This is a genomic window from Streptococcus cristatus, assembly GCF_003943515.1.
Taxonomy (GTDB): Bacteria; Bacillota; Bacilli; order Lactobacillales; family Streptococcaceae; genus Streptococcus; species Streptococcus cristatus_D.
Genome location: NZ_RJPT01000009.1, coordinates 19,301 through 40,050, shown reverse-complemented (window position 1 = coordinate 40,050; position 20,750 = coordinate 19,301). Strand labels below are relative to the sequence as shown.

General features: G+C 43.7%; 15 protein-coding genes. 14 read left to right on the top strand and 1 reads right to left on the bottom strand.

The features are described from left to right. The first annotated feature begins 82 nt into the window (after nt 1–82). The 4 genes from D8791_RS08145 (at nt 83) to D8791_RS08135 (ending at nt 6,230) form a co-directional block, all read left to right on the top strand. On the top strand, nt 83–4,471 hold the full coding sequence (locus D8791_RS08145; protein ID WP_125447260.1) for a PolC-type DNA polymerase III: 4,389 nt from the start codon (nt 83–85) through the stop codon (nt 4,469–4,471). A 19-nt stretch (nt 4,472–4,490) separates the two neighbouring features. Continuing rightward, a complete protein-coding gene (locus D8791_RS10315) occupies nt 4,491–4,643 on the top strand; it encodes a hypothetical protein (protein WP_185760575.1) in 153 nt (50 codons plus the stop codon). 21 nt (nt 4,644–4,664) lie between these two features. Further along, nucleotides 4,665–5,906, top strand: coding sequence for an aminopeptidase (locus D8791_RS08140; protein WP_125447258.1), 1,242 nt, complete (start codon nt 4,665–4,667; stop codon nt 5,904–5,906). A gap of 93 nt (nt 5,907–5,999) precedes the next feature. Beyond that, nucleotides 6,000–6,230 carry a GlsB/YeaQ/YmgE family stress response membrane protein gene (locus D8791_RS08135; RefSeq protein ID WP_125383345.1) on the top strand — a complete coding sequence of 77 codons (231 nt, stop codon included), beginning with the start codon at nt 6,000–6,002 and terminating at the stop codon, nt 6,228–6,230. Nucleotides 6,231–6,296: 66 nt separating this feature from the next. On the opposite strand, the gene def is transcribed toward D8791_RS08135, so the two are convergent. After that, on the bottom strand, nt 6,297–6,929 hold the full coding sequence (gene def / locus D8791_RS08130; RefSeq protein ID WP_041826812.1) for a peptide deformylase: 633 nt from the start codon (nt 6,927–6,929) through the stop codon (nt 6,297–6,299). A gap of 194 nt (nt 6,930–7,123) precedes the next feature. On the opposite strand from def, the gene D8791_RS08125 reads away from it, so the two are divergent. The 10 genes from D8791_RS08125 (at nt 7,124) to D8791_RS08080 (ending at nt 20,738) form a co-directional block, all read left to right on the top strand. Continuing rightward, nucleotides 7,124–8,275 (top strand): MFS transporter, encoded by a 1,152-nt coding sequence (locus D8791_RS08125; protein ID WP_125447257.1) that lies wholly within the window; start codon nt 7,124–7,126, stop codon nt 8,273–8,275. Between the two features lie 9 nt (nt 8,276–8,284). Further along, a complete protein-coding gene (locus tag D8791_RS08120; protein WP_125447255.1) occupies nt 8,285–9,013 on the top strand; it encodes a pseudouridine synthase in 729 nt (242 codons plus the stop codon). A gap of 114 nt (nt 9,014–9,127) precedes the next feature. Continuing rightward, the gene (locus tag D8791_RS08115) at nt 9,128–9,622 is read left to right on the top strand and encodes a DUF536 domain-containing protein (protein ID WP_125447254.1); all 495 of its coding nucleotides are present in this window, start codon (nt 9,128–9,130) and stop codon (nt 9,620–9,622) included. Between the two features lie 293 nt (nt 9,623–9,915). Beyond that, nucleotides 9,916–11,670: a glycerophosphodiester phosphodiesterase gene (locus tag D8791_RS08110; protein ID WP_125447252.1), complete on the top strand. Its 1,755-nt coding sequence runs from the start codon at nt 9,916–9,918 to the stop codon at nt 11,668–11,670. Nucleotides 11,671–11,810: 140 nt separating this feature from the next. After that, nucleotides 11,811–13,787 carry a peptide ABC transporter substrate-binding protein gene (locus D8791_RS08105; protein ID WP_125447250.1) on the top strand — a complete coding sequence of 659 codons (1,977 nt, stop codon included), beginning with the start codon at nt 11,811–11,813 and terminating at the stop codon, nt 13,785–13,787. Nucleotides 13,788–13,852: 65 nt separating this feature from the next. Then, the gene (locus D8791_RS08100; protein WP_125447248.1) at nt 13,853–15,349 is read left to right on the top strand and encodes an ABC transporter permease; all 1,497 of its coding nucleotides are present in this window, start codon (nt 13,853–13,855) and stop codon (nt 15,347–15,349) included. Continuing rightward, the gene (gene oppC / locus D8791_RS08095; protein WP_045500891.1) at nt 15,349–16,275 is read left to right on the top strand and encodes an oligopeptide ABC transporter permease OppC; all 927 of its coding nucleotides are present in this window, start codon (nt 15,349–15,351) and stop codon (nt 16,273–16,275) included. The genes D8791_RS08100 and oppC overlap by 1 nt, the downstream gene beginning before the upstream one ends. Before the next feature lie 8 nt (nt 16,276–16,283). Next, nucleotides 16,284–17,351, top strand: a complete 1,068-nt coding sequence (locus tag D8791_RS08090; protein WP_005591881.1) for an ABC transporter ATP-binding protein — start codon at nt 16,284–16,286, stop codon at nt 17,349–17,351. Between the two features lie 10 nt (nt 17,352–17,361). After that, nucleotides 17,362–18,288: an ATP-binding cassette domain-containing protein gene (locus D8791_RS08085; RefSeq protein WP_125447247.1), complete on the top strand. Its 927-nt coding sequence runs from the start codon at nt 17,362–17,364 to the stop codon at nt 18,286–18,288. A 257-nt stretch (nt 18,289–18,545) separates the two neighbouring features. Further along, nucleotides 18,546–20,738 (top strand): PTS transporter subunit IIBC, encoded by a 2,193-nt coding sequence (locus D8791_RS08080; protein WP_125447245.1) that lies wholly within the window; start codon nt 18,546–18,548, stop codon nt 20,736–20,738. Nucleotides 20,739–20,750: the final 12 nt, after the last annotated feature.

The window sequence follows — 20,750 nt, the reverse complement described above, 5'->3', positions numbered from 1 at the left end:
GACAAGCTTGTCTGGCTCTTTTTCTGTCGAAAAAAGTGCTGATTTATGGTAAAATAGGGTCACTACTGTACGAGGAAATGTCATGTCAAACAAGTTTGAAATTTTAATGCATCAGCTGGATATGCCACTGGAAATGAGAAATTCAGAGGCCTTTTTGAATGCAGAAATTGAGAAGGTTCTGGTCCACAAGGTCAGTCGGGTCTGGGAGTTTCATTTTTCTTTTTCAGATATATTGCCTATTGAGATTTTTCGGGAGTTGCAGAAGCGCTTAGCTCAAGAGTTTTCTAAGACGGGCAATCAAGCCGTTTTTGAAATTCACTGTCAGGCTCCCCAAGTGTCGGATGAGCTCTTGCAGGCTTATTACCAGCTGGCCTTTGAGGAGGGGCCTTGTGCCAGCCATGGCTTTAAGAGTCTGTATCAGGATTTACGGGTCCATTTGGATGGGGACAAGCTGCTGATTGAGGGGGCTTCGACCATTGATACGGAGCATTTTCGCAAGAATCACCTGCCCAACCTCAGTCGCCAGCTGGTTAAGTATGGCTTTCCTCAGCTGACCTGTCAAGTTCAGCACAGCGATGAGCTGACCCAGCAACAAGCAGAGAATTTCCAAGCGGAGAATGACAAGATTGTCCAGGCGGCCAATGAAGAGGCGCTCAAAGCCATGGAATCCCTGCAACAGATGGCGCCACCGCCAGAAGAAAAACCGACTTATGATTTCCAAGCTCGCAAGGCTGCGGCTAAACCAAATCTGGACAAGGCAGAGATTACCCCGATGAACGAAGTTCAGACTGAGGAAAATCATCTGGTTTTCGAGGGAATGGTCTTTGACTTGGAGCAGAAGGTCACTCGGACCGGCCGGGTCTTGCTCAATTTCAAGATGACAGACTATACTTCCAGCTTCTCCTTGCAGAAATGGATGAAAAACGAAGAAGAAGCCAAGAAGTTTGACATGATTAAGAAAGGTGCCTGGCTGCGGGTACGCGGAAATGTGGAGATGAACAACTTCACCCGCGACCTGACCATGAATGTGCAGGATGTGCAGGCCGTTACCCATTATGAGCGCAAGGACTTGATGCCTGAGGGGCAGAAGCGGGTCGAGTTTCACGCCCATACCAATATGTCTACTATGGATGCCTTACCTGAGGTCGAGGAAATCGTGGCAACAGCAGCCAAGTGGGGCCACAAGGCTGTCGCCATTACTGACCATGGCAATGTGCAGAGCTTTCCCCATGGCTACAAGGCTGCCAAGAAAGCTGGTATTCAGCTGATTTACGGTATGGAGGCCAATATTGTCGAAGACCGAGTGCCCATCGTCTACAATGAAGTGGACATGGAGCTGAGCGATGCGACCTATGTTGTCTTTGACGTGGAAACGACAGGGCTTTCAGCAGTTTATAATGACCTGATTCAGGTCGCAGCCAGCAAGATGCACAAGGGCAATATCATCGCTGAGTTTGATGAGTTTATCAATCCTGGCCATCCTCTGTCGGCCTTTACGACGGATCTGACTGGGATTACTGATGAGCATGTCCGCAATGCAAAGCCACTTGAGCAAGTGCTGAAAGAGTTTCAGGAATTTTGCCAGGACAGTGTCCTCGTTGCCCATAATGCTACCTTTGACGTGGGCTTTATGAATGTCAATTATGAGCGGCATGGCCTGCCGAAAATTACCCAGCCAGTCATTGACACGCTGGAATTTGCCCGCAATCTCTATCCAGAATACAAGCGTCATGGTCTGGGGCCTTTGACCAAGCGTTTCCAGATTGCTCTGGAGCACCACCACATGGCCAACTATGACGCGGAAGCGACAGGCCGCCTCCTCTTTATCTTTATCAAGGATGTAGCTGAAAAGCATGGTGTGACCAATCTCAAGGATTTGAATACGGATCTGGTCGATGAGAATTCCTACAAGAAGGCTCGGGTCAAGCATGCGACCATTTATGTGAAAAATCAGACGGGACTAAAAAATATTTTCAAGTTAGTCAGCCTGTCCAATACCAAGTATTTTGAAGGAGTTCCACGGATTCCACGGACCGTCCTTGATGCCCATCGTGAAGGCCTGATTCTGGGCTCGGCATGCTCAGAAGGCGAAGTCTATGACGCCGTTGTCTCTCAGGGGGTGGACGCGGCTGTCGAAGTAGCCAAGTATTATGACTTTATCGAGGTCATGCCGCCGGCTATCTATGAGCCTCTGATTGCCAAAGAGCAGATCAAGGACCAGGAAGAACTGCAGACCATTATTCGCAATCTGATTGAGGTCGGAGAACGCTTGGGTCAGCCTGTCCTTGCGACGGGGAACGTCCACTATATCGAGCCGGAAGAAGAAATCTATCGAGAGATTATCGTTCGGAGTCTGGGTCAGGGAGCCATGATTAACCGGACCATTGGTCACGGTGAAAATGCCCAGCCGGCTCCGCTTCCTAAGGCTCACTTCCGGACTACCAATGAGATGCTGGACGAATTTGCCTTTCTAGGCGAGGATTTGGCTAAGAAGCTAGTTATCACCAATCCAAATCAGCTGGCGGAAACCTTTGAGCCGGTCGAGGTGGTCAAGGGCGACCTCTATACGCCTTTCATTGACAAGGCTGAGGAGACAGTTGCTGAGCTGACCTATCAAAAAGCCTTTGAGATTTATGGCAATCCGCTGCCAGATATCGTGGACTTGCGAATTGAAAAAGAGCTGACCTCCATCTTGGGGAATGGCTTTGCCGTGATTTATCTGGCTTCGCAGATGCTAGTGCAACGCTCCAATGAGCGGGGCTATCTGGTAGGATCGCGGGGGTCTGTCGGATCCAGCTTTGTTGCGACCATGATTGGGATTACCGAGGTTAATCCCCTGTCACCTCACTATGTCTGTGGCAAATGTCAATACAGTGAGTTCATCACGGATGGCTCCTATGGTTCTGGCTTCGATATGCCGGATAAGGACTGCCCAGAGTGCGGCCACAAGCTGAGCAAGAACGGTCAGGATATTCCATTTGAGACCTTCCTTGGATTTGACGGGGATAAGGTACCCGATATTGACTTGAACTTCTCTGGAGAGGATCAGCCAAGCGCCCATTTGGACGTGCGAGATATCTTTGGTGCAGAGTATGCCTTTCGGGCTGGAACTGTTGGTACCGTTGCGGCTAAGACGGCCTATGGATTTGTCAAGGGCTATGAGCGCGACTACGGGAAATTCTATCGGGATGCCGAAGTTGAGCGTCTGGCGCAGGGAGCTGCCGGAGTCAAGCGGACGACTGGACAACACCCGGGCGGAATCGTTGTTATCCCTAACTATATGGATGTCTATGACTTTACACCAGTCCAATATCCAGCTGACGATGTGACGGCCGAGTGGCAAACCACCCACTTTAACTTCCATGATATCGATGAAAATGTCCTCAAGCTAGACGTTCTGGGACACGATGATCCGACCATGATTCGGAAGCTTCAGGACTTGTCTGGCATTGATCCTAATGACATTCCTATGGATGACGCTGGCGTTATGGCCCTCTTTTCTGGGACAGATATTCTGGGAGTGACTCAGGAGCAAATCGGTACGCCGACTGGTATGCTGGGAATTCCAGAGTTTGGAACCAACTTTGTACGGGGCATGGTTGATGAGACCCATCCGACGACCTTTGCCGAGCTCTTACAGCTATCTGGTCTCTCTCATGGTACGGACGTATGGCTGGGCAATGCTCAGGACTTGATCAAGCAAGGAATTGCTGACCTGTCCACCGTTATCGGTTGTCGGGATGACATCATGGTTTACCTCATGCACAAGGGCTTGGATCCTAAGATGGCCTTTACGATCATGGAGCGCGTGCGGAAGGGCCTTTGGCTGAAAATTTCTGAAGAAGAGCGCAATGGCTACATCGCAGCCATGAAGGAAAACAATGTGCCAGAATGGTACATCGAATCCTGTGGAAAGATCAAGTACATGTTCCCCAAGGCCCATGCGGCAGCCTATGTTATGATGGCCCTGCGGGTGGCCTACTTCAAGGTGCATCATCCGATTTATTACTACTGTGCTTATTTCTCCATCCGGGCTAAGGCCTTTGATATCAAGACCATGAGTGGCGGACTTGATGTCGTCAAACGCCGGATGAACGAAATCGCTGAGAAGCGTAAGAACAACGAAGCCTCCAATGTAGAAATTGACCTTTATACGACTCTGGAAATCGTCAATGAAATGCTGGAGCGGGGCTTCAAATTCGGCAAGCTAGATCTCTACAAGAGCCACGCGACCGAGTTTCTCATCGAAGGAGATACCCTTATCCCGCCTTTCTCTACCATGGACGGTCTGGGTGATAACGTTGCCCGCCAATTAGTTAGAGCGCGGGAAGAAGGTGAATTCCTTTCTAAGACAGAGCTCCGCAAACGTGGCGGCCTCTCTAGCACCCTAGTTGAAAAAATGGATGATATGGGCATTCTCGGCAATATGCCAGAGGATAACCAATTGAGTTTGTTTGATGAGTTTTTCTAAAATATAGAAAGAGGTTTTTATGAAACTTACCATTTCCGCACAGGATAAGCCAGCGCAAAAGGTGTTTGATTACCAGCTGGATCTTGATCCAGATATGATTTTGAAAATGACCGCCTTGATTTGCGGTACGGTGGCAGCGGTTAGCCTGCTGTCCCTGTTTAAAGAGAAATAAAAAGAAAAAAGGAGAAAGAAAATGGTTCTACCAAACTTTAAAGAAAACTTAGAAAAATACGCAAAACTATTGGTTGCCAATGGTATCAATGTGCAGCCGGGTCACACAGTAGCGCTTAATATTGATGTGGAGCAGCGTGAGCTGGCTCACTTGATTGTCAAGGAAGCTTATGCTCTGGGGGCTCACGAGGTCATCGTCCAGTGGGCGGATGATGTCACTAACCGGGAGAAATTCCTCCACGCGCCGATGGAGCGTTTGGACAATGTGCCAGAATACAAGATTGCCGAGATGAACTATCTCCTCGAAAAGAAGGCTAGCCGCTTGGGTGTCCGTTCATCTGATCCGGGAGCTTTGAATGGCGTGGACGCTGAGAAATTATCAGCTTCTGCTAAAGCTATGGGATTGGCCATGAAGCCGATGCGGATTGCAACTCAATCAAACAAGGTCAGCTGGACAGTCGCTGCAGCCGCTGGTACAGAGTGGGCTAAAAAGGTCTTTCCAAATGCAGCCAGCGATGAAGAAGCAGTGGACCTCCTTTGGGACCAAATCTTCAAAACTTGCCGTGTCTACGAAGAAGATCCTGTTAAGGCCTGGGAAGAACATGCAGCCATCCTCAAGAGCAAGGCAGATATGCTTAATAAGGAGCAATTTTCAGCCCTTCATTACACAGCGCCAGGGACAGATTTGACACTTGGTTTGCCTAAGAATCACGTTTGGGAATCAGCTGGTGCTATCAATGCACAGGGAGAAGGATTCTTACCAAATATGCCAACAGAAGAAGTCTTCACTGCCCCTGATTTCCGTCGCGCGGATGGTTATGTTACTTCTACAAAACCTCTTAGCTACAATGGAAATATCATCGAAGGGATTAAAGTAACCTTCAAAGATGGCCAAATCGTTGACATTACTGCTGAAAAGGGTGATCAGGTCATGAAAGACCTTGTCTTTGAAAATGCTGGAGCGCGTGCCTTGGGTGAATGTGCCTTGGTACCAGATCCAAGCCCAATTTCTCAGTCAGGCATTACCTTCTTCAACACCCTTTTCGACGAAAATGCATCAAACCACTTGGCTATCGGTGCAGCCTATGCGACTAGCGTCGTTGGTGGGGCAGAGATGAGCGAAGAAGAGCTTGAAGTTGCGGGCCTCAACCGTTCAGATGTTCACGTAGACTTTATGATTGGTTCTAATCAAATGGATATCGACGGTATCCGAGAAGATGGCAGCCGTGTGCCAATCTTCCGCAATGGAGACTGGGCAATTTAAGATTTGAAGTCGTTTTGACGGGTACTTTTAATCTGACAGCTCCCACCTGCTTCTCGAAAAGTATTCTTAGAAACATAGAAAGAAGGATCCTATATGATTGGTAGTATGTTTGTCGGTTTTATTATTGGTCTCATGGCTGGGGCTATTACCAGCCGCGGGGAACGTATGGGCTGTATCGGAAAAATCCTCTTGGGCTGGTTTGGTTCATGGCTTGGGCAATTGCTTTTTGGCCACTGGGGACCGATGCTAGCGGACACAGCTATTCTTCCCTCAGTCTTGGGCGCTGTGATCCTTTTGGCTCTTTTCTGGGAACGAGGCACCTAGAATAGTGTAAAAGAAATACCTAGACGTGAAAACGTCTAGGTATTTTTGATTGCAATATATGGCCGTTTATTCCAGTACCAGCATGCCGTCTTTCACTGCAAATGGGTCTTTTTCATTGATACGATCGTAAAACATAATGCCGTTGATATGGTCAATCTCGTGTTGAACCACGATAGAATTGTAGCCTTTGAGTTTGATGCGGTGTTTTTGACCATCCTTGTCAAAGTAATCCACGGTCACCCGTGCATGGCGCACGACATAGCCTGGCACTTCTCGGTCGACGGAAAGGCAACCCTCGCCGTCAGCCAGAGCTGCATCTTGCACAGAGTGGGCCACAACTTTAGGATTGTACATGACCTGAGCCAGTGAGTAGGCTTCTTTAGGAGGATTTCCTTCTTCGTCCTCCAGATTTGGCACCAGCACAGCGATGATTCGCTTAGAAATGTCCAGCTGAGGCGCTGCTAGACCGACTCCGCCACGGAGACCCATTTTTTCCGCCATGACAGGATCTTGAGAATGTTTCAAAAACTGCATCATTTTCTCACCTAAAATGATTTCCTGATCAGATAGGGGAAAGCTGACTTCCTCAGCCACCGCACGCAAGGTAGGATTTCCCTCGCGGATAATATCGCTCATATCAATCAAATGAGCTGCCTTGGTTAATTTATCCATAACCGATTTTTTTTCAATAACAGACATGATTCTCTCCTTTTTCCTCCCTTCATCATAACACAAATCCCGCCAGAAATAAAGAAAGGGCTTGTCCTTTTGTCAGAGGAGAAATTTTTCGAAAGAATAATCTTTTTAATGGCCGAATTTTTAAGAAAAGATGATTGCGTCTTTTTCTAAAAAGCTGTATGATAGAATGAGTGTGATTTTTAAAGGAAAATAGAATGAAAAAGTTTATGGAAAAAGTGAGTATTCTCTCACTTTCTTTGGTGTTGACGACCTCCTTTTCGATTTCCAGTGCCCAATCGGCTATGTTTGCTTATTATAAAGACTTGCCAGAAAGTTGGATTGAATTGTTGGTTTCTCTCCCATCGGCTGGGATTATGCTCATGCTAATCTTAAATGGCTTGGTGGAGAAATATTTATCGGAACGAAAGATGATTGTGACGGGGCTCTTGATCTTCGCTCTTTGCGGCTTTGTTCCTCTCGTGAATAAGGCCTACTGGGTGATTTTTGCCTCTAGGCTTATCTTTGGTATGGGAGTTGGTTTGCTCAATGCCAAAGCTATCTCGATTATCAGCGAACGTTATGAGGGCAAGGAACGCATTCAGACCTTAGGTCTGCGTGGATCGGCTGAAGTTGTTGGGACAGCCCTCCTGACACTTGGAGTGAGCCAGTTGCTTCGCTTTGGCTGGGAAATTTCTTTCTTGGTCTATGCTTCGGGTTTGATCGTTCTAGCCCTCTACCTGCTCTTTGTTCCCTATGGCAAGGAGGAGAAGCATCATGAGGCTCATCAGGAAGGCAAGGGCTTGACAGCTGCACAGTGGTTTCTGACAATCGGCCTAGCCCTGGTAGCAGCGGTGATTGTCTTGACGAATGTTGTCATCAACGTGCGCGTGCCCGGACTGGTTGAAAAGTCTGGTATGGGTAGTGTTCAGACGGCAGGTTTGATTCTTTCAACCATGCAGTTGATTGGTATTGCTGCAGGCTTGTCCTTTGCACCTCTTCTTCATTATTTCAAGGAAAATTTATTGACGGTTGCAGGAGTGGTCTTTGGTCTTACTACGATCATGATTGGTTTGGCACCCAATCTCTTGCTCTTGAGTGTCGTTACTATCGCTTATGGCTTTGTTTATAGTGTCAGTCTGACATCGATTTTCCATATTCTTTCTGAGAGAATTCCTAGCAAATCCCTGAATCAAGCAACTTCGATTGTGATTTTAGGTTGTAGTGCTGGAGCTACCGCTACAACTTTCTTTTTGTCATTGATTAGTCAATTTTCAAGCCAAGCTTCCTTTATCTTTGGCGTTTTGGGAAGCCTGATGGTTTTAATAGCAGTGCTGGCATTCGGCATTCTCAAGAAAAAGTTTGCTTAGGAGAAGAGTATGCGTCTGGATAAATTTCTAGTAGAAAGTGGGCTTGGCTCGCGCAGTCAAGTCAAGCAACTATTGAAAAAAGGTCACGTCTGGGTTAACGGGACAGCAGTCACGTCAGCCAAGGCACAGATTGATGAACGGTTGGATCAGATTGTGGTGGATGGTCAGACCTTGGTTTATGAAAAATTTGTCTACTATCTCTTAAACAAACCAAAGGGTGTCATTTCTGCCACTGAAGATGACTGCCATAAAACGGTTTTAGATTTGTTGGACCATACTGCCCGTCAAAAAGAAGTCTTTCCTGTGGGGCGGTTAGATGTGGATACGCATGGTCTTCTGCTTTTAACCAATAATGGTCAGCTATCGCACGCTATGCTATCTCTCAAGCGCCATGTGGCTAAGGTTTATCAGGCCCAGGTTGCTGGTCTGATGGATCAGGCAGATGTTGAGCGTTTTGCTCAAGGAATCGAACTCAAAGATTTCACTTGTCAGCCTGCCCAGCTCGAAATTATCGAAAGAGATGAAGGAGCACAGACCAGTTTGGTTCATATCACGCTCTCAGAAGGCAAGTTTCATCAGGTGAAGCGGATGGTTCTAGCGTGTGGGAAGGAAGTCACCGACCTTCAGCGCTTGTCTATGGGACCATTGCAGCTTGATCCAAGTCTGGAGCTGGGGCAATGGCGACGCTTGACAGAAGAAGAAATGCAGAGTTTGGAAATTTTTCAAGTTGAACTATAGAAAGCTAGGAAAGTGGAGCAATGTATTGCTTCACTTTTTTGCTTTATTTGACAGTTAAGCCTTGATATGATAAGATTTAGGTAACTATATCTAGAAAAAGTTTCAGAGGAAATTATGGCAATTGAAAAGACAGTCAGCGAGCTGGCCGAGATTTTAGGAGTCAGCCGTCAGGCAATCAATAACCGTGTCAAGGCTCTGCCGCCAGAAGATACAGAAAAAAATGAAAAAGGGGTCACAGTCGTGACCCGCAGTGGCCTGATTAAGCTAGAAGAAATTTATAAAAAGACCATTTTTGAAGATGAGCCAGTCAGCGAAGAAGTCAAACAGCGCGAGTTGATGGAAATCTTAGTGGATGAAAAAAATGCTGAGATTTTGCGCCTTTATGAGCAACTAAAAGCTAAAGATAACCAGCTAGCTAAAAAAGACGAGCAACTCCGTATCAAAGATGTGCAGATTGCCGAAAAAGATAAGCAGCTGGACCAGCAGCAGCAGTTGACAGCCAAGGCTATGAGCGAGCGGGAAACCCTTCTTTTGGAGCTGGATGAAGCCAAGGAGAAGGTACAAAAGCAGGAAAACAAAGGCTTTTTCGCCCGTTTATTTGGTAAATAAGAAAGAAGAGGCTGGGACAAAATTCCTAGCCTCTCAATTGTCTTTGGATTGTCGAGCAAGACGCAGTGGTTGAGTGGGATCTACTAGGCTGATTTCATCAGCTTTTACAGCCCTACTCAACTGTGCGGAGGTGGGACGACGAAATCGAATTCTAACGAATGACCGATTTCTGTCCCACTCTCTATTTGTCAAAGAAGGGGTGGAGCCAAGATGGCAATAATAGGAGCGGACTCACTGTAGCCACTGTAACTTGACTGCCCCTGTTTCGCCCAAATTTCTGAAAGAAGAATAAGATGAAACCAGAAAAACTTAGCTTTAAGCGCTTTTATCATAATTTAGACAAGATCCTAGTTCTCTTTTTCATGGTCTTTATGATGATGGAGTATGCTTGGATTCCCTTTAATTCCTACGCAGCAGAATACCTACTCAAACAGACAGGCTATCTTTTTTTGTCCTACAATAATGTCTGGGCAGTCCTCAGCTCTAATTGGCTGGTCGGTCTGGGTTTTCTAGTCCTCGTTGTGGTCAATCTTTTTGTCGCCTATTTCCAGAGCGGCATGATTTTCATGGGGATTCGCAACCTTTTGGATAGAGAAAATCGACCAGTATTCGCTTTTCTTGGAAAAACATTTAGGGATAGTTTTGCCATTGTCAAGAAGGCTGGCCCAGGGAAAATGCTCTTTATCGTACTTTATATGGGCTTTCTTTTTCCCTTCTTGCGCCAAATTTTGAAAATTTACTATCTCAATAAAATTTTGGTTCCGGATTTTATTGTCACCTATTTGGCAAATAATATTTTGTTCGCCGTTTTAATGGGACTTCTTGTGGTCGGCATGCTTCTAGTGGCAGTGCGACTAATGTTTGCCCTACCACAGCTCTTTTTTGAGCACGCAACAGTTCCTCAGGCAATTCGCTATAGTCTGGCCAAGACCAAGAACCGCCTTTTCTTTTACACTAGGCATCTTTTTTGGATTATTATCAAAAGCTTTCTGATTTATACTTTTCTCTCAGCTCCAGCTATACTAGGGCAGCGATACGCGAACACTCAACCAAATGAGGTTGTCCTCTTTAGCGGTATTGTAGCTTTTGTCCTGATTAAGTTTGCCTACTATGCTATGTTGTCCTATTTCCTCCTCAAATTTGTCTCCTTCCTGACAGATCGTACCTTAAATGACTATCCAACGAAAAGAGGCCTATCTCTAATGCGTTGGTTTGTTCTGACTATTGCCGGCTTAAGCTTTTCATTAGAAGGTTATGTCTATCTAAATTTCCCTTTGGAGAACGTTCCGATTACGATTTCCCATAGAGGGGTTTCTAGGGAAAATGGAATCCAAAATACCGTAGAAGCGCTGGAAAAAACAGCCTTGCTCAAACCTGACTTGGTAGAAATGGATGTGCAGGAAACCAAGGATGGGCAATTTGTCATGATGCATGATGCAAATCTGAAGCAGTTGGCAGACCTTGATACCCAACCTCAAGACTTAACCTTGGCTGAGTTGACTTCGCTAGAGATTTCAGAAAATGGCTATCGGGCTAAGATTTCTAGTTTTGACGATTACTTTACTCGAGCCAATCAACTCGGCCAGCGCCTCTTGATAGAAATCAAGACCAGCAAGAAAGATTCCAAGGACATGATGGAGCGATTCTTGAGCAAGTATGGTGCCAAAATCAAGGTTTATCAACACCAGATTCAGTCTTTGGACTACCAAGTCATCGATCAGGTAGTCAAATATGACTCTTCTATCCCCAGCTTCTTTATCCTGCCTTATAATACAATCTTTCCACGAACTAAGGCTTCTGGCTACACCATGGAATATTCAACCTTGGATGAACATTTTGTCAATAAACTTTGGCAATCCGATAAACGTCTCTATGACTGGACCATTAATGATGAGGATAGTATCGTCAAATCTTTTCGCTTAGGAGTGGATGGGATGATTACAGATGATTTGGAGTTGGTTCAAAATTCCATTAAAGAACTCAAGGATGATCCGGACTATACTACCCTTCTATTAAATAAGTCTATAGACTTGCTAAGTTTTTCTTAGAATAGCAGTGGAAAATGAACACGAGTAATAGAGTAGAGTTATTGCATGGCTACCATAATATTCAGAAAATTTAGTTTACTTTTTTACTTTCTTGTGCTATAATCCTAAGTAAACCTAAAAAACAAAATTGGAGAATTCGTATGAAAAAAAGCAAAGTATTAGCTTTAGCTGGGGTTAGCCTTCTTTCAGTAGGTGTTTTAGCTGCTTGTTCTGGTTCATCAAAAGGAAACAGCGCATCTAAAGCTTATAACTATGTCTATGTTGCTGATCCAGAAACATTGGACTATGTGACATCTGGTAAAGCTTCAACAGTTGACCTTGTGACAAACGGTGTGGACGGTTTGTTGGAAAATGACCAATATGGTAATTTTGTACCGTCTATTGCAGAGTCTTGGACTGTTTCTAAAGATGGTTTGACTTATACCTATAAAATCCGTAAAGACGCTAAATGGTATACTTCAGAAGGTGAAGAATACGGAGATGTGACAGCTCAGGACTTTGTGACTGGTCTCAAGCATGCTGCCGACAAGAAATCTGAAGCCCTATACCTTGTTCAACAATCTGTCAAAGGCTTGGATGACTATGTGACTGGTAAGACAACTGACTTCTCTACTGTCGGAGTTAAGGCAGTTGACGACCACACTCTCCAATATACTCTGAACCAACCTGAACCACAGTGGAATTCAAAAACAACTTCACAAGTTCTTTGGCCAGTTAACGCAGATTTCCTTAAGAAACAGGGGGACAAATTCGGTCAATCTACTGACCCATCTTCTATCCTTTACAATGGACCATTCTTGATGAAGTCTATCACTGCTAAGTCTGCTGTTGAGTATCAAAAGAATGAAAACTACTGGGATAAAGAAAATGTCCATATTGACACAATTAAGTTGTCTTACTTTGATGGACAAGACCAAGATGCCCTTGCTCGTAACTTTAAAGACGGTGCTTACACAGTAGCTCGTCTCTACCCTACAAGCTCAAACTATGCTGGAGTAGAAAAAGACTTTAAGGACAACATCTACTTTACTGCACCAGCTGCTACTGTAAATGTGATGAGTATCAACCTTGACCGCCAAGGTTACAATCACACAAGTAAAACAACAGATGCTCAGAAGTCTGCTACTAAGAAAGCGATTCTTAACAAAGACTTCCGTCAAGCCTTGAACTTTGCTATCGACCGTAAGTCTTATTCAGCACAGATCAATGGTGAAGAAGGTGCACCTTACGCTGTTCGCAATACTTTTGTACCACCAACTTTTGTTCAAGCTGGCGATAAATCTTTTGGTGATCTAGTCGAAGAAAAAGTGGCTGCATTGGGTGACGAATGGAAAGGTGTTAAACTTGAGGATGGTCAAGACGGACTCTATAATGCTGAGAAGGCAAAAGCAGAGTTTGCAAAAGCAAAAGCTGCCTTGCAAGCAGAGGGAGTTGAATTCCCAATCCATCTAGATCTTCCAGTTTCTCAAACATCGAAACCATTGATCAACCGTGCTCAATCCCTTAAGCAATCTGTTGAAAAGGCTTTGGGAGCTGAAAATGTAGTGGTAGATATCCAACAAATGTCAGAAGATGACCTCTTCAATATTACTTACTACGCACCAAATGCTGCCGCTGAAGATTGGGATATTTCAGTCCTCGTTAGCTGGGGTCCTGACTATCAAGATCCATCAACATACACAGACATTCTGAAGACTTCAGCAGCTGAAACAACAAAAACCTACCTTGGCTTTGAAGGAGCAGATAATGCTGCAGCTAAGCAAGTTGGTTTAGATGAATATGACCGCTTGGTAGATGAAGCTGGTAAAGAAACTTCAGATGTTGCTACTCGTTACGAAAAATATGCAGCGGCTCAAGCTTGGTTGACAGATAACTCTATTATTGTTCCATTGATGGCAAACCAAGGAGCAGCACCATTTATCTCACGTATCGAGCCGTTCTCAGGCGCTTATGCCCAAACAGGTAATAAGACATCTTCTACTTACTTCAAACGTATTAAAGTGAAAGATGAAGTAGTAACGAAGAAAGACTACGAAGCAGCTCGTAAGAAATGGCTGAAAGAAAAAGAAGAGTCAAATGCGAAAGCACAAAAAGATCTCGAAAGTCATGTAGAATAAATCGTTCACTAGAACTTTCTCTAATAACGAGAGAAAGTTCTTTTGAAATTTAAAGGAAACGATAAATGAAGAAATACATTTTTATGCGTATTTTACGCTCAATTGTGTCGATTTTCTTGGTAACGACCTTGACCTATACCATTATTTATACAATGGTTCCGAGAAGATTGATTTTCAAACAAGACCCGAACTACAATAAGATAGCCACAACCGAAGATAAAAAGACAAACTATGAAAATACAGTCTATGAACGGATGGGTTATATTGACTATTATGATACAAAAGAGTTACAGGAAAAAGCCAAGAAGGAAAATAAATCTGTAACTACTGAGGCAACCGATGAGAATAAAAAGATCTACGAAGCCTATGTTGAAAAACTTGGCAAAGGTTGGAAATTGTATCAATTCAAAGAAAGCAAAGAATTCTATGCTGTTCGTGAAGTTCCAGTTTACGAGCGTGTACTTGAGTTCTATGCTAATCTGATTCAGATTGATCATCCAAATGCGATTCAAGATGAGGAAAATCCAAATCTTAAGCGCTATATCCGTATCGAAAATGACCCGGCCATTGGTTGGTCAGTCGTAGGTTCTGGTACTCGTCATAAATATCTTCTATATTTTAATGGCCAATTCCCATTTGTTCACCAAAACTTTGTTAGTTTGAACCTAGGAAATTCTTATCCTACTTATGCGAATACGCCTGTATTGCAAGTTATTTCCCAAGGACAAGGTCAAACAAAATCATCAGAAGTTCAATTCCCAACAGGTAAGAAAACTTCTGCTGTAGATATTTACTCTCGTACCTACAAGACTCCAAGTAAGGCAGACTCGCAGGATATTGCTAAATATGGCAAGGGAGATGCTTACACTGCAACCAAGAATAACTATCAAAACCCATCGATGATTGTCAGCTCATCTATTATTGGTCTGATTGGTGTGGCGCTTTCTTATTTGATTGCTGTTCCGCTTGGTTCTTATATGGCTCGTTTGAAAAATACATGGTTTGATAGTATTTCAACAGGTGCCTTGACCTTTATGATGTCATTGCCAACCATCGCTCTTGTTTATATTGTTCGTTTGGCTGGTTCAGCTGTTGGACTTCCAGATTCCTTCCCAATTTTGGGAGCAGGCGACTGGCGTTCCTATGTTTTGCCATCTCTGATTCTTGGACTTTTGAGCGCACCTGTGACAGCTGTCTGGATCCGTCGTTATATGATTGACTTACAATCCCAAGACTTTGTTCGCTTTGCTCGTGCCAAAGGTCTTTCTGAGAAAGAAATTTCGAACAAGCACATTTTCAAGAATGCGATGGTACCGTTGGTGTCTAGTATTCCAGCTTCTATCGTTGGTGTTATTGCAGGTGCGACCCTGACAGAAACTGTCTTCGCTTTTCCTGGTATGGGTAAAATGCTGATTGATTCTGTTAAGGCATCAAATAACTCAATGGTGGTTGGTCTTGTATTCATTTTCACCTGTCTTTCAATTTTTGCCCTCTTAGTTGGTGATATCTTGATGACAATGCTTGACCCACGTATTAAATTAACATCTAAAGGAGGTAAATAATGGCTACAATTGATAAAAGTAAATTCCAATTTGTCAAACGTGACGATTTTGCCTCTGAAACGATTGATGCTCCAGCTTATTCATACTGGCGCTCCGTTATGCGTCAATTCTTGAAAAAGAAATCAACGACGATCATGTTAGGAATTCTGGTTGCCATCGTTTTGATGAGTTTCATTTATCCAATGTTCTCGAATTTCGATTTCAATGATGTCAGCAAGGTAAATGACTTTAGTATGCGTTATATCAAACCAAATGCTGAACACTGGTTTGGTACAGACAGTAATGGTAAATCTTTGTTTGACGGTGTTTGGTTTGGTGCTCGGAATTCTATTCTGATTTCGATTATCGCAACACTCATTAACCTGATTATCGGAATTATCATTGGTGCTATCTGGGGAATTTCCAAAGCGGTTGACCGTGTCATGATGGAAGTCTACAATGTTATTTCAAATATTCCAGCACTCTTGATTGTCATTGTCTTGACTTACTCTATCGGTGCTGGTTTCTGGAACTTGATCTTCGCCATGACCATCACTGGCTGGGTGGGGATTGCGTATACGATCCGTATTCAAATTATGCGTTATCGTGATTTGGAGTATAACTTGGCATCGCGTACCTTGGGAACACCGACATATAAGATTGTGACTAAGAATATCATGCCCCAGTTGGTATCTGTTATCGTGACGACAACTTCTCAAATGCTTCCAAACTTTATCTCGTACGAGGCTTTCCTTTCCTTCTTTGGACTTGGTCTTCCTGTAACAGTACCAAGTTTGGGACGCTTGATTTCCGACTATTCACAAAACGTAACAACCAACGCTTACCTTTTCTGGATTCCATTGACAACCTTGATCTTGGTATCCCTTTCCTTCTTCGTAGTTGGTCAAAACTTAGCCGATGCAAGTGATCCACGGACACATAGATAGGAGTAAATATGACAAAAAATAAAAATGTAATATTGACTGCTCGCGATATTGTCGTGGAATTTGACGTTCGTGACAGAGTATTGACCGCCATTCGAGGCGTTTCCCTTGACCTAGTTGAAGGTGAAGTTCTGGCTCTAGTTGGAGAATCTGGCTCTGGTAAATCTGTTTTGACAAAAACATTTACTGGAATGTTGGAAGAAAATGGCCGTGTAGCGCAAGGCACGATTGATTACCGAGGAACTGATTTGACGGCCCTAAAGAGCAACAAAGACTGGGAACCCATCCGTGGTGCTAAAATTGCGACTATTTTCCAAGATCCGATGACTAGTCTAGATCCGATTAATACAATCGGAAGTCAAATTACCGAAGTTATCATAAAACACCAAGGAAAAACAAGCAAAGAAGCCAAAGAAATGGCAATCGACTACATGACTAAAGTTGGAATTCCAGACGCTGAAAAACGTTTTGAAGAGTATCCATTCCAATATTCTGGTGGGATGCGCCAACGGATTGTTATCGCGATCGCCTTGGCTTGTCGTCCAGATATTCTGATCTGTGATGAGCCAACAACAGCCCTCGATGTGACGATTCAAGCCCAAATTATTGACTTGCTCAAGTCATTGCAGGCAGAATACCATTTCACGACTGTCTTTATCACCCATGACCTTGGTGTTGTAGCAAGTATTGCTGATAAAGTGGCAGTTATGTATGCTGGTGAAATCGTTGAATATGGAACGGTTGAGGAAATCTTCTACGATCCAAAGCATCCATATACATGGAGCTTGCTGTCTAGCTTGCCGCAGTTAGCTGAAGCAAATGGTGAACTTTACTCGATTCCAGGTACACCACCATCACTATACACTAGCATTAAAGGGGATGCTTTTGCACTTCGTTCGGACTATGCAATGGCTATCGATTTCGAAGAAAAAGCTCCTGCCTTTCAGGTTTCCGATACGCACTGGGCTAAGACCTGGCTCTTGCACGAAGATGCACCAAGGGTCGAGAAGCCAGCCATTATCGAAAACCTTCATGATAAAATTCGTTCAAAAATGGGCTTCAATCACTTAGAAGCTTAGGAGGAAGGAAATGACTGAAAAATTAGTTGAAATTAAAGATTTAGAAATTTCCTTCGGCGAAGGAAGTAAGAAATTTGTAGCTGTAAAAAATGCGAATTTCTTTATCAATAAAGGAGAAACTTTTTCCTTAGTAGGTGAATCTGGTTCTGGGAAGACAACCATCGGCCGTGCTATCATCGGCTTGAACGATACCAGTGCAGGGGACATCTTATACGAAGGTAAAAAAATCAACGGGAAGCAATCTAAAGCTGAGGAAGCTGAATTGATCCGTAAGATTCAAATGATTTTCCAAGATCCAGCTGCTAGCTTGAATGAGCGTGCTACGGTTGACTATATCATTTCAGAAGGTCTTTATAACTACCATCTTTTTGAAAATGAAGAAGACCGTCAAGAAAAAGTTAAGAATATCATTCGTGAAGTTGGTCTTTTAGCTGAGCATTTGACACGCTATCCTCACGAATTTTCTGGTGGTCAACGTCAGCGGATTGGGATTGCTCGTGCCTTAGTCATGGAGCCAGATTTCGTCATTGCGGATGAGCCAATCTCTGCCTTGGACGTTTCTGTCCGTGCGCAAGTCTTGAACCTTTTGAAAAAATTCCAAAAAGAACTTGGCTTGACCTATCTCTTTATCGCCCACGACCTATCTGTAGTTCGCTTTATTTCAGATCGAATCGCTGTTATTTATAAAGGGGTTATCGTCGAGGTGGCAGAGACGGAAGAGTTGTTTAACAACCCTATCCACCCTTATACGCAGTCTCTTTTGTCTGCTGTGCCTATTCCAGACCCAATTCTGGAACGCAAAAAGGTCTTAAAGGTTTACGATCCAGAGCAGCATGACTACTCAGTGGATCAACCTAGCATGGTTGAGATCCGTCCTGGTCACTATGTCTGGGCTAATCAGGCAGAAGCTGACCGCTATAAAAAAGAATATAAATAAAAAGAAGCTGTAGAAACATGGAATTGAATGTTTCTCGGCTTTTTTATTGTCATTTCAGCAAATTTATGGAAATATACGCAATCGCTTGCATACTAAAATTTCACCTTATTCTATATATTATTCCACTAAATATAGGAAAAAGTCCCAAAATAATTTTTATAAAAGCCTTTACAAAATTAAAAATAGTGGTATAATAGTATTATTCAATGCAAACGATTTCATTAAGGGGTGGTTTGTGAAAATATAAGGAGGTCTGGATGATGAAAGATTCATTCAAAAACATTTTTAGCTTTGAATTTTGGCAAAAATTCGGTAAAGCTTTGATGGTGGTTGTTGCGGTTATGCCCGCAGCAGGTTTGATGATCAGTATTGGTAAGTCAATTCCGATGATCAATCCTGAGCTAGGTTTTCTAGTGACTACTGGTGGCGTTTTAGAACAAATTGGTTGGGGGGTTATCGGTAACCTGCATATCCTCTTTGCTCTTGCTATTGGAGGTAGCTGGGCGAAAGAACGTGCTGGTGGTGCCTTTGCGGCAGGTTTATCCTTCATTTTGATTAACCGTATCACTGGGGTTATGTTTGGTGTATCAAGCGATATGCTGAAAGATTCTAAAGCAGTAGTTAGCACTTTCTTAGGAGGAAGCATCAAGGTTTCTGATTACTTTATCAGTGTTCTTGAGTCTCCTGCTTTGAATATGGGGGTTTTCGTCGGAATCATCGCAGGTTTTGTCGGAGCAACAGCTTACAACAAATACTACAACTTCCGTAAATTGCCAGATGCTTTGTCATTCTTTAATGGTAAGCGTTTTGTACCATTCGTTGTTATCTTGCGTTCAGCGATCGTAGCAATTGTTTTGTCATTCGTATGGCCAGTTGTTCAATCAGGTATCAACAACTTCGGTGTTTGGATTGCAAATTCACAAGATACTGCACCAATCCTCGCACCATTCATCTATGGTACTTTAGAACGTCTCTTGCTTCCATTTGGATTGCACCACATGTTGACTATCCCAATGAACTATACTCAACTTGGGGGAACTTATGAAGTATTGACTGGTGCTGCTAAAGGAACTCAAGTATTTGGACAAGATCCACTTTGGTTGGCTTGGGCAACTGACTTAGTTGGTACTAAGACAGCTGATCCTACTAAGTACCAATATTTGCTTGACACATTCCATCCAGCCCGCTTCAAAGTTGGACAAATGATCGGTTCATTTGGTATCCTTATGGGTGTTGCTGCAGCTATTTACCGCAATGTAGATGCTGACAAGAAACACAAATACAAAGGTATGATGATTGCGACTGCTTTGGCAACCTTCTTGACAGGGGTTACTGAACCAATCGAGTACATGTTCATGTTTGTTGCAACACCGCTGTATATCATCTATGCTTTTGTACAAGGTGCTGCATTTGCAATGGCTGATATCGTCAACCTTCGTGTACACTCATTCGGATCAATCGAATTCTTGACTCGTACTCCAATGGCAATCAATGCTGGTTTGGGTATGGATGTCATTAACTTTATCTGGGTTACAGTTCTCTTTGCAGTGATCATGTACTTCATTTCTAACTTCATGATCAAGAAATTCAACTATGCAACTCCAGGACGTAACGGTAACTATGAAACAGCAGAAGGTTCAGATGAGGCTTCTTCATCAGAATCTGGTAATGGTAAAGTTGCTGCAGCTTCTCAAGCCGTTAATGTTATCAATCTTCTAGGTGGTCGTGCTAATATCGTTGATGTTGATGCATGTATGACACGTCTCCGTGTGACTGTTAAGGACGCAACAAAAGTTGGTTCTGAAGAAGAATGGAAAGCCGAAGGCGCTATGGGCTTGGTTATGAAAGGTCAAGGCGTTCAGGCAATCTACGGACCAAAAGCTGACGTTCTTAAATCTGATATTCAAGACTTGTTGGATTCAGGAGAAGTGATTCCTGAAACTTTACCAAGTCAAAAAGCTGAGTCTGCAGCTGCAGCAGTTAGCTACAAGGGTGTGACAGAAGCAATTGAAACAGTTGCTGATGGTGAAGTTGTTAAGTTGGAAGATGTTAAAGATCCAGTCTTCTCACAAAAAATGATGGGTGACGGATTTGCAGTTGAACCAGCAAATGGCAAGATCTATTCTCCAGTAGCTGGTAAAGTGACAAGCGTCTTCCCTACAAAACATGCTCTTGGTCTCTTGACTGAAGCTGGTCTTGAAGTGCTTGTTCATATCGGTTTGGATACTGTTAGCCTTGAAGGCAAACCTTTTGAAGTACATGTAGCAGAAGGACAAACAGTTGCTGCAGGTGATCTATTGGTGACAGCAGATTTGGCGGCTATTAAAGAAGCGGGTCGTGAAACAACCACTATCGTTGTCTTCACAAATGCTCCAGCAATCAAATCAGTAGCAGTTGAGAAATTCGGTAAAGTCGCTGCTAAGACAGTTGTGGCTAAAGTAGAATTGTAAGATAGAAAAGAG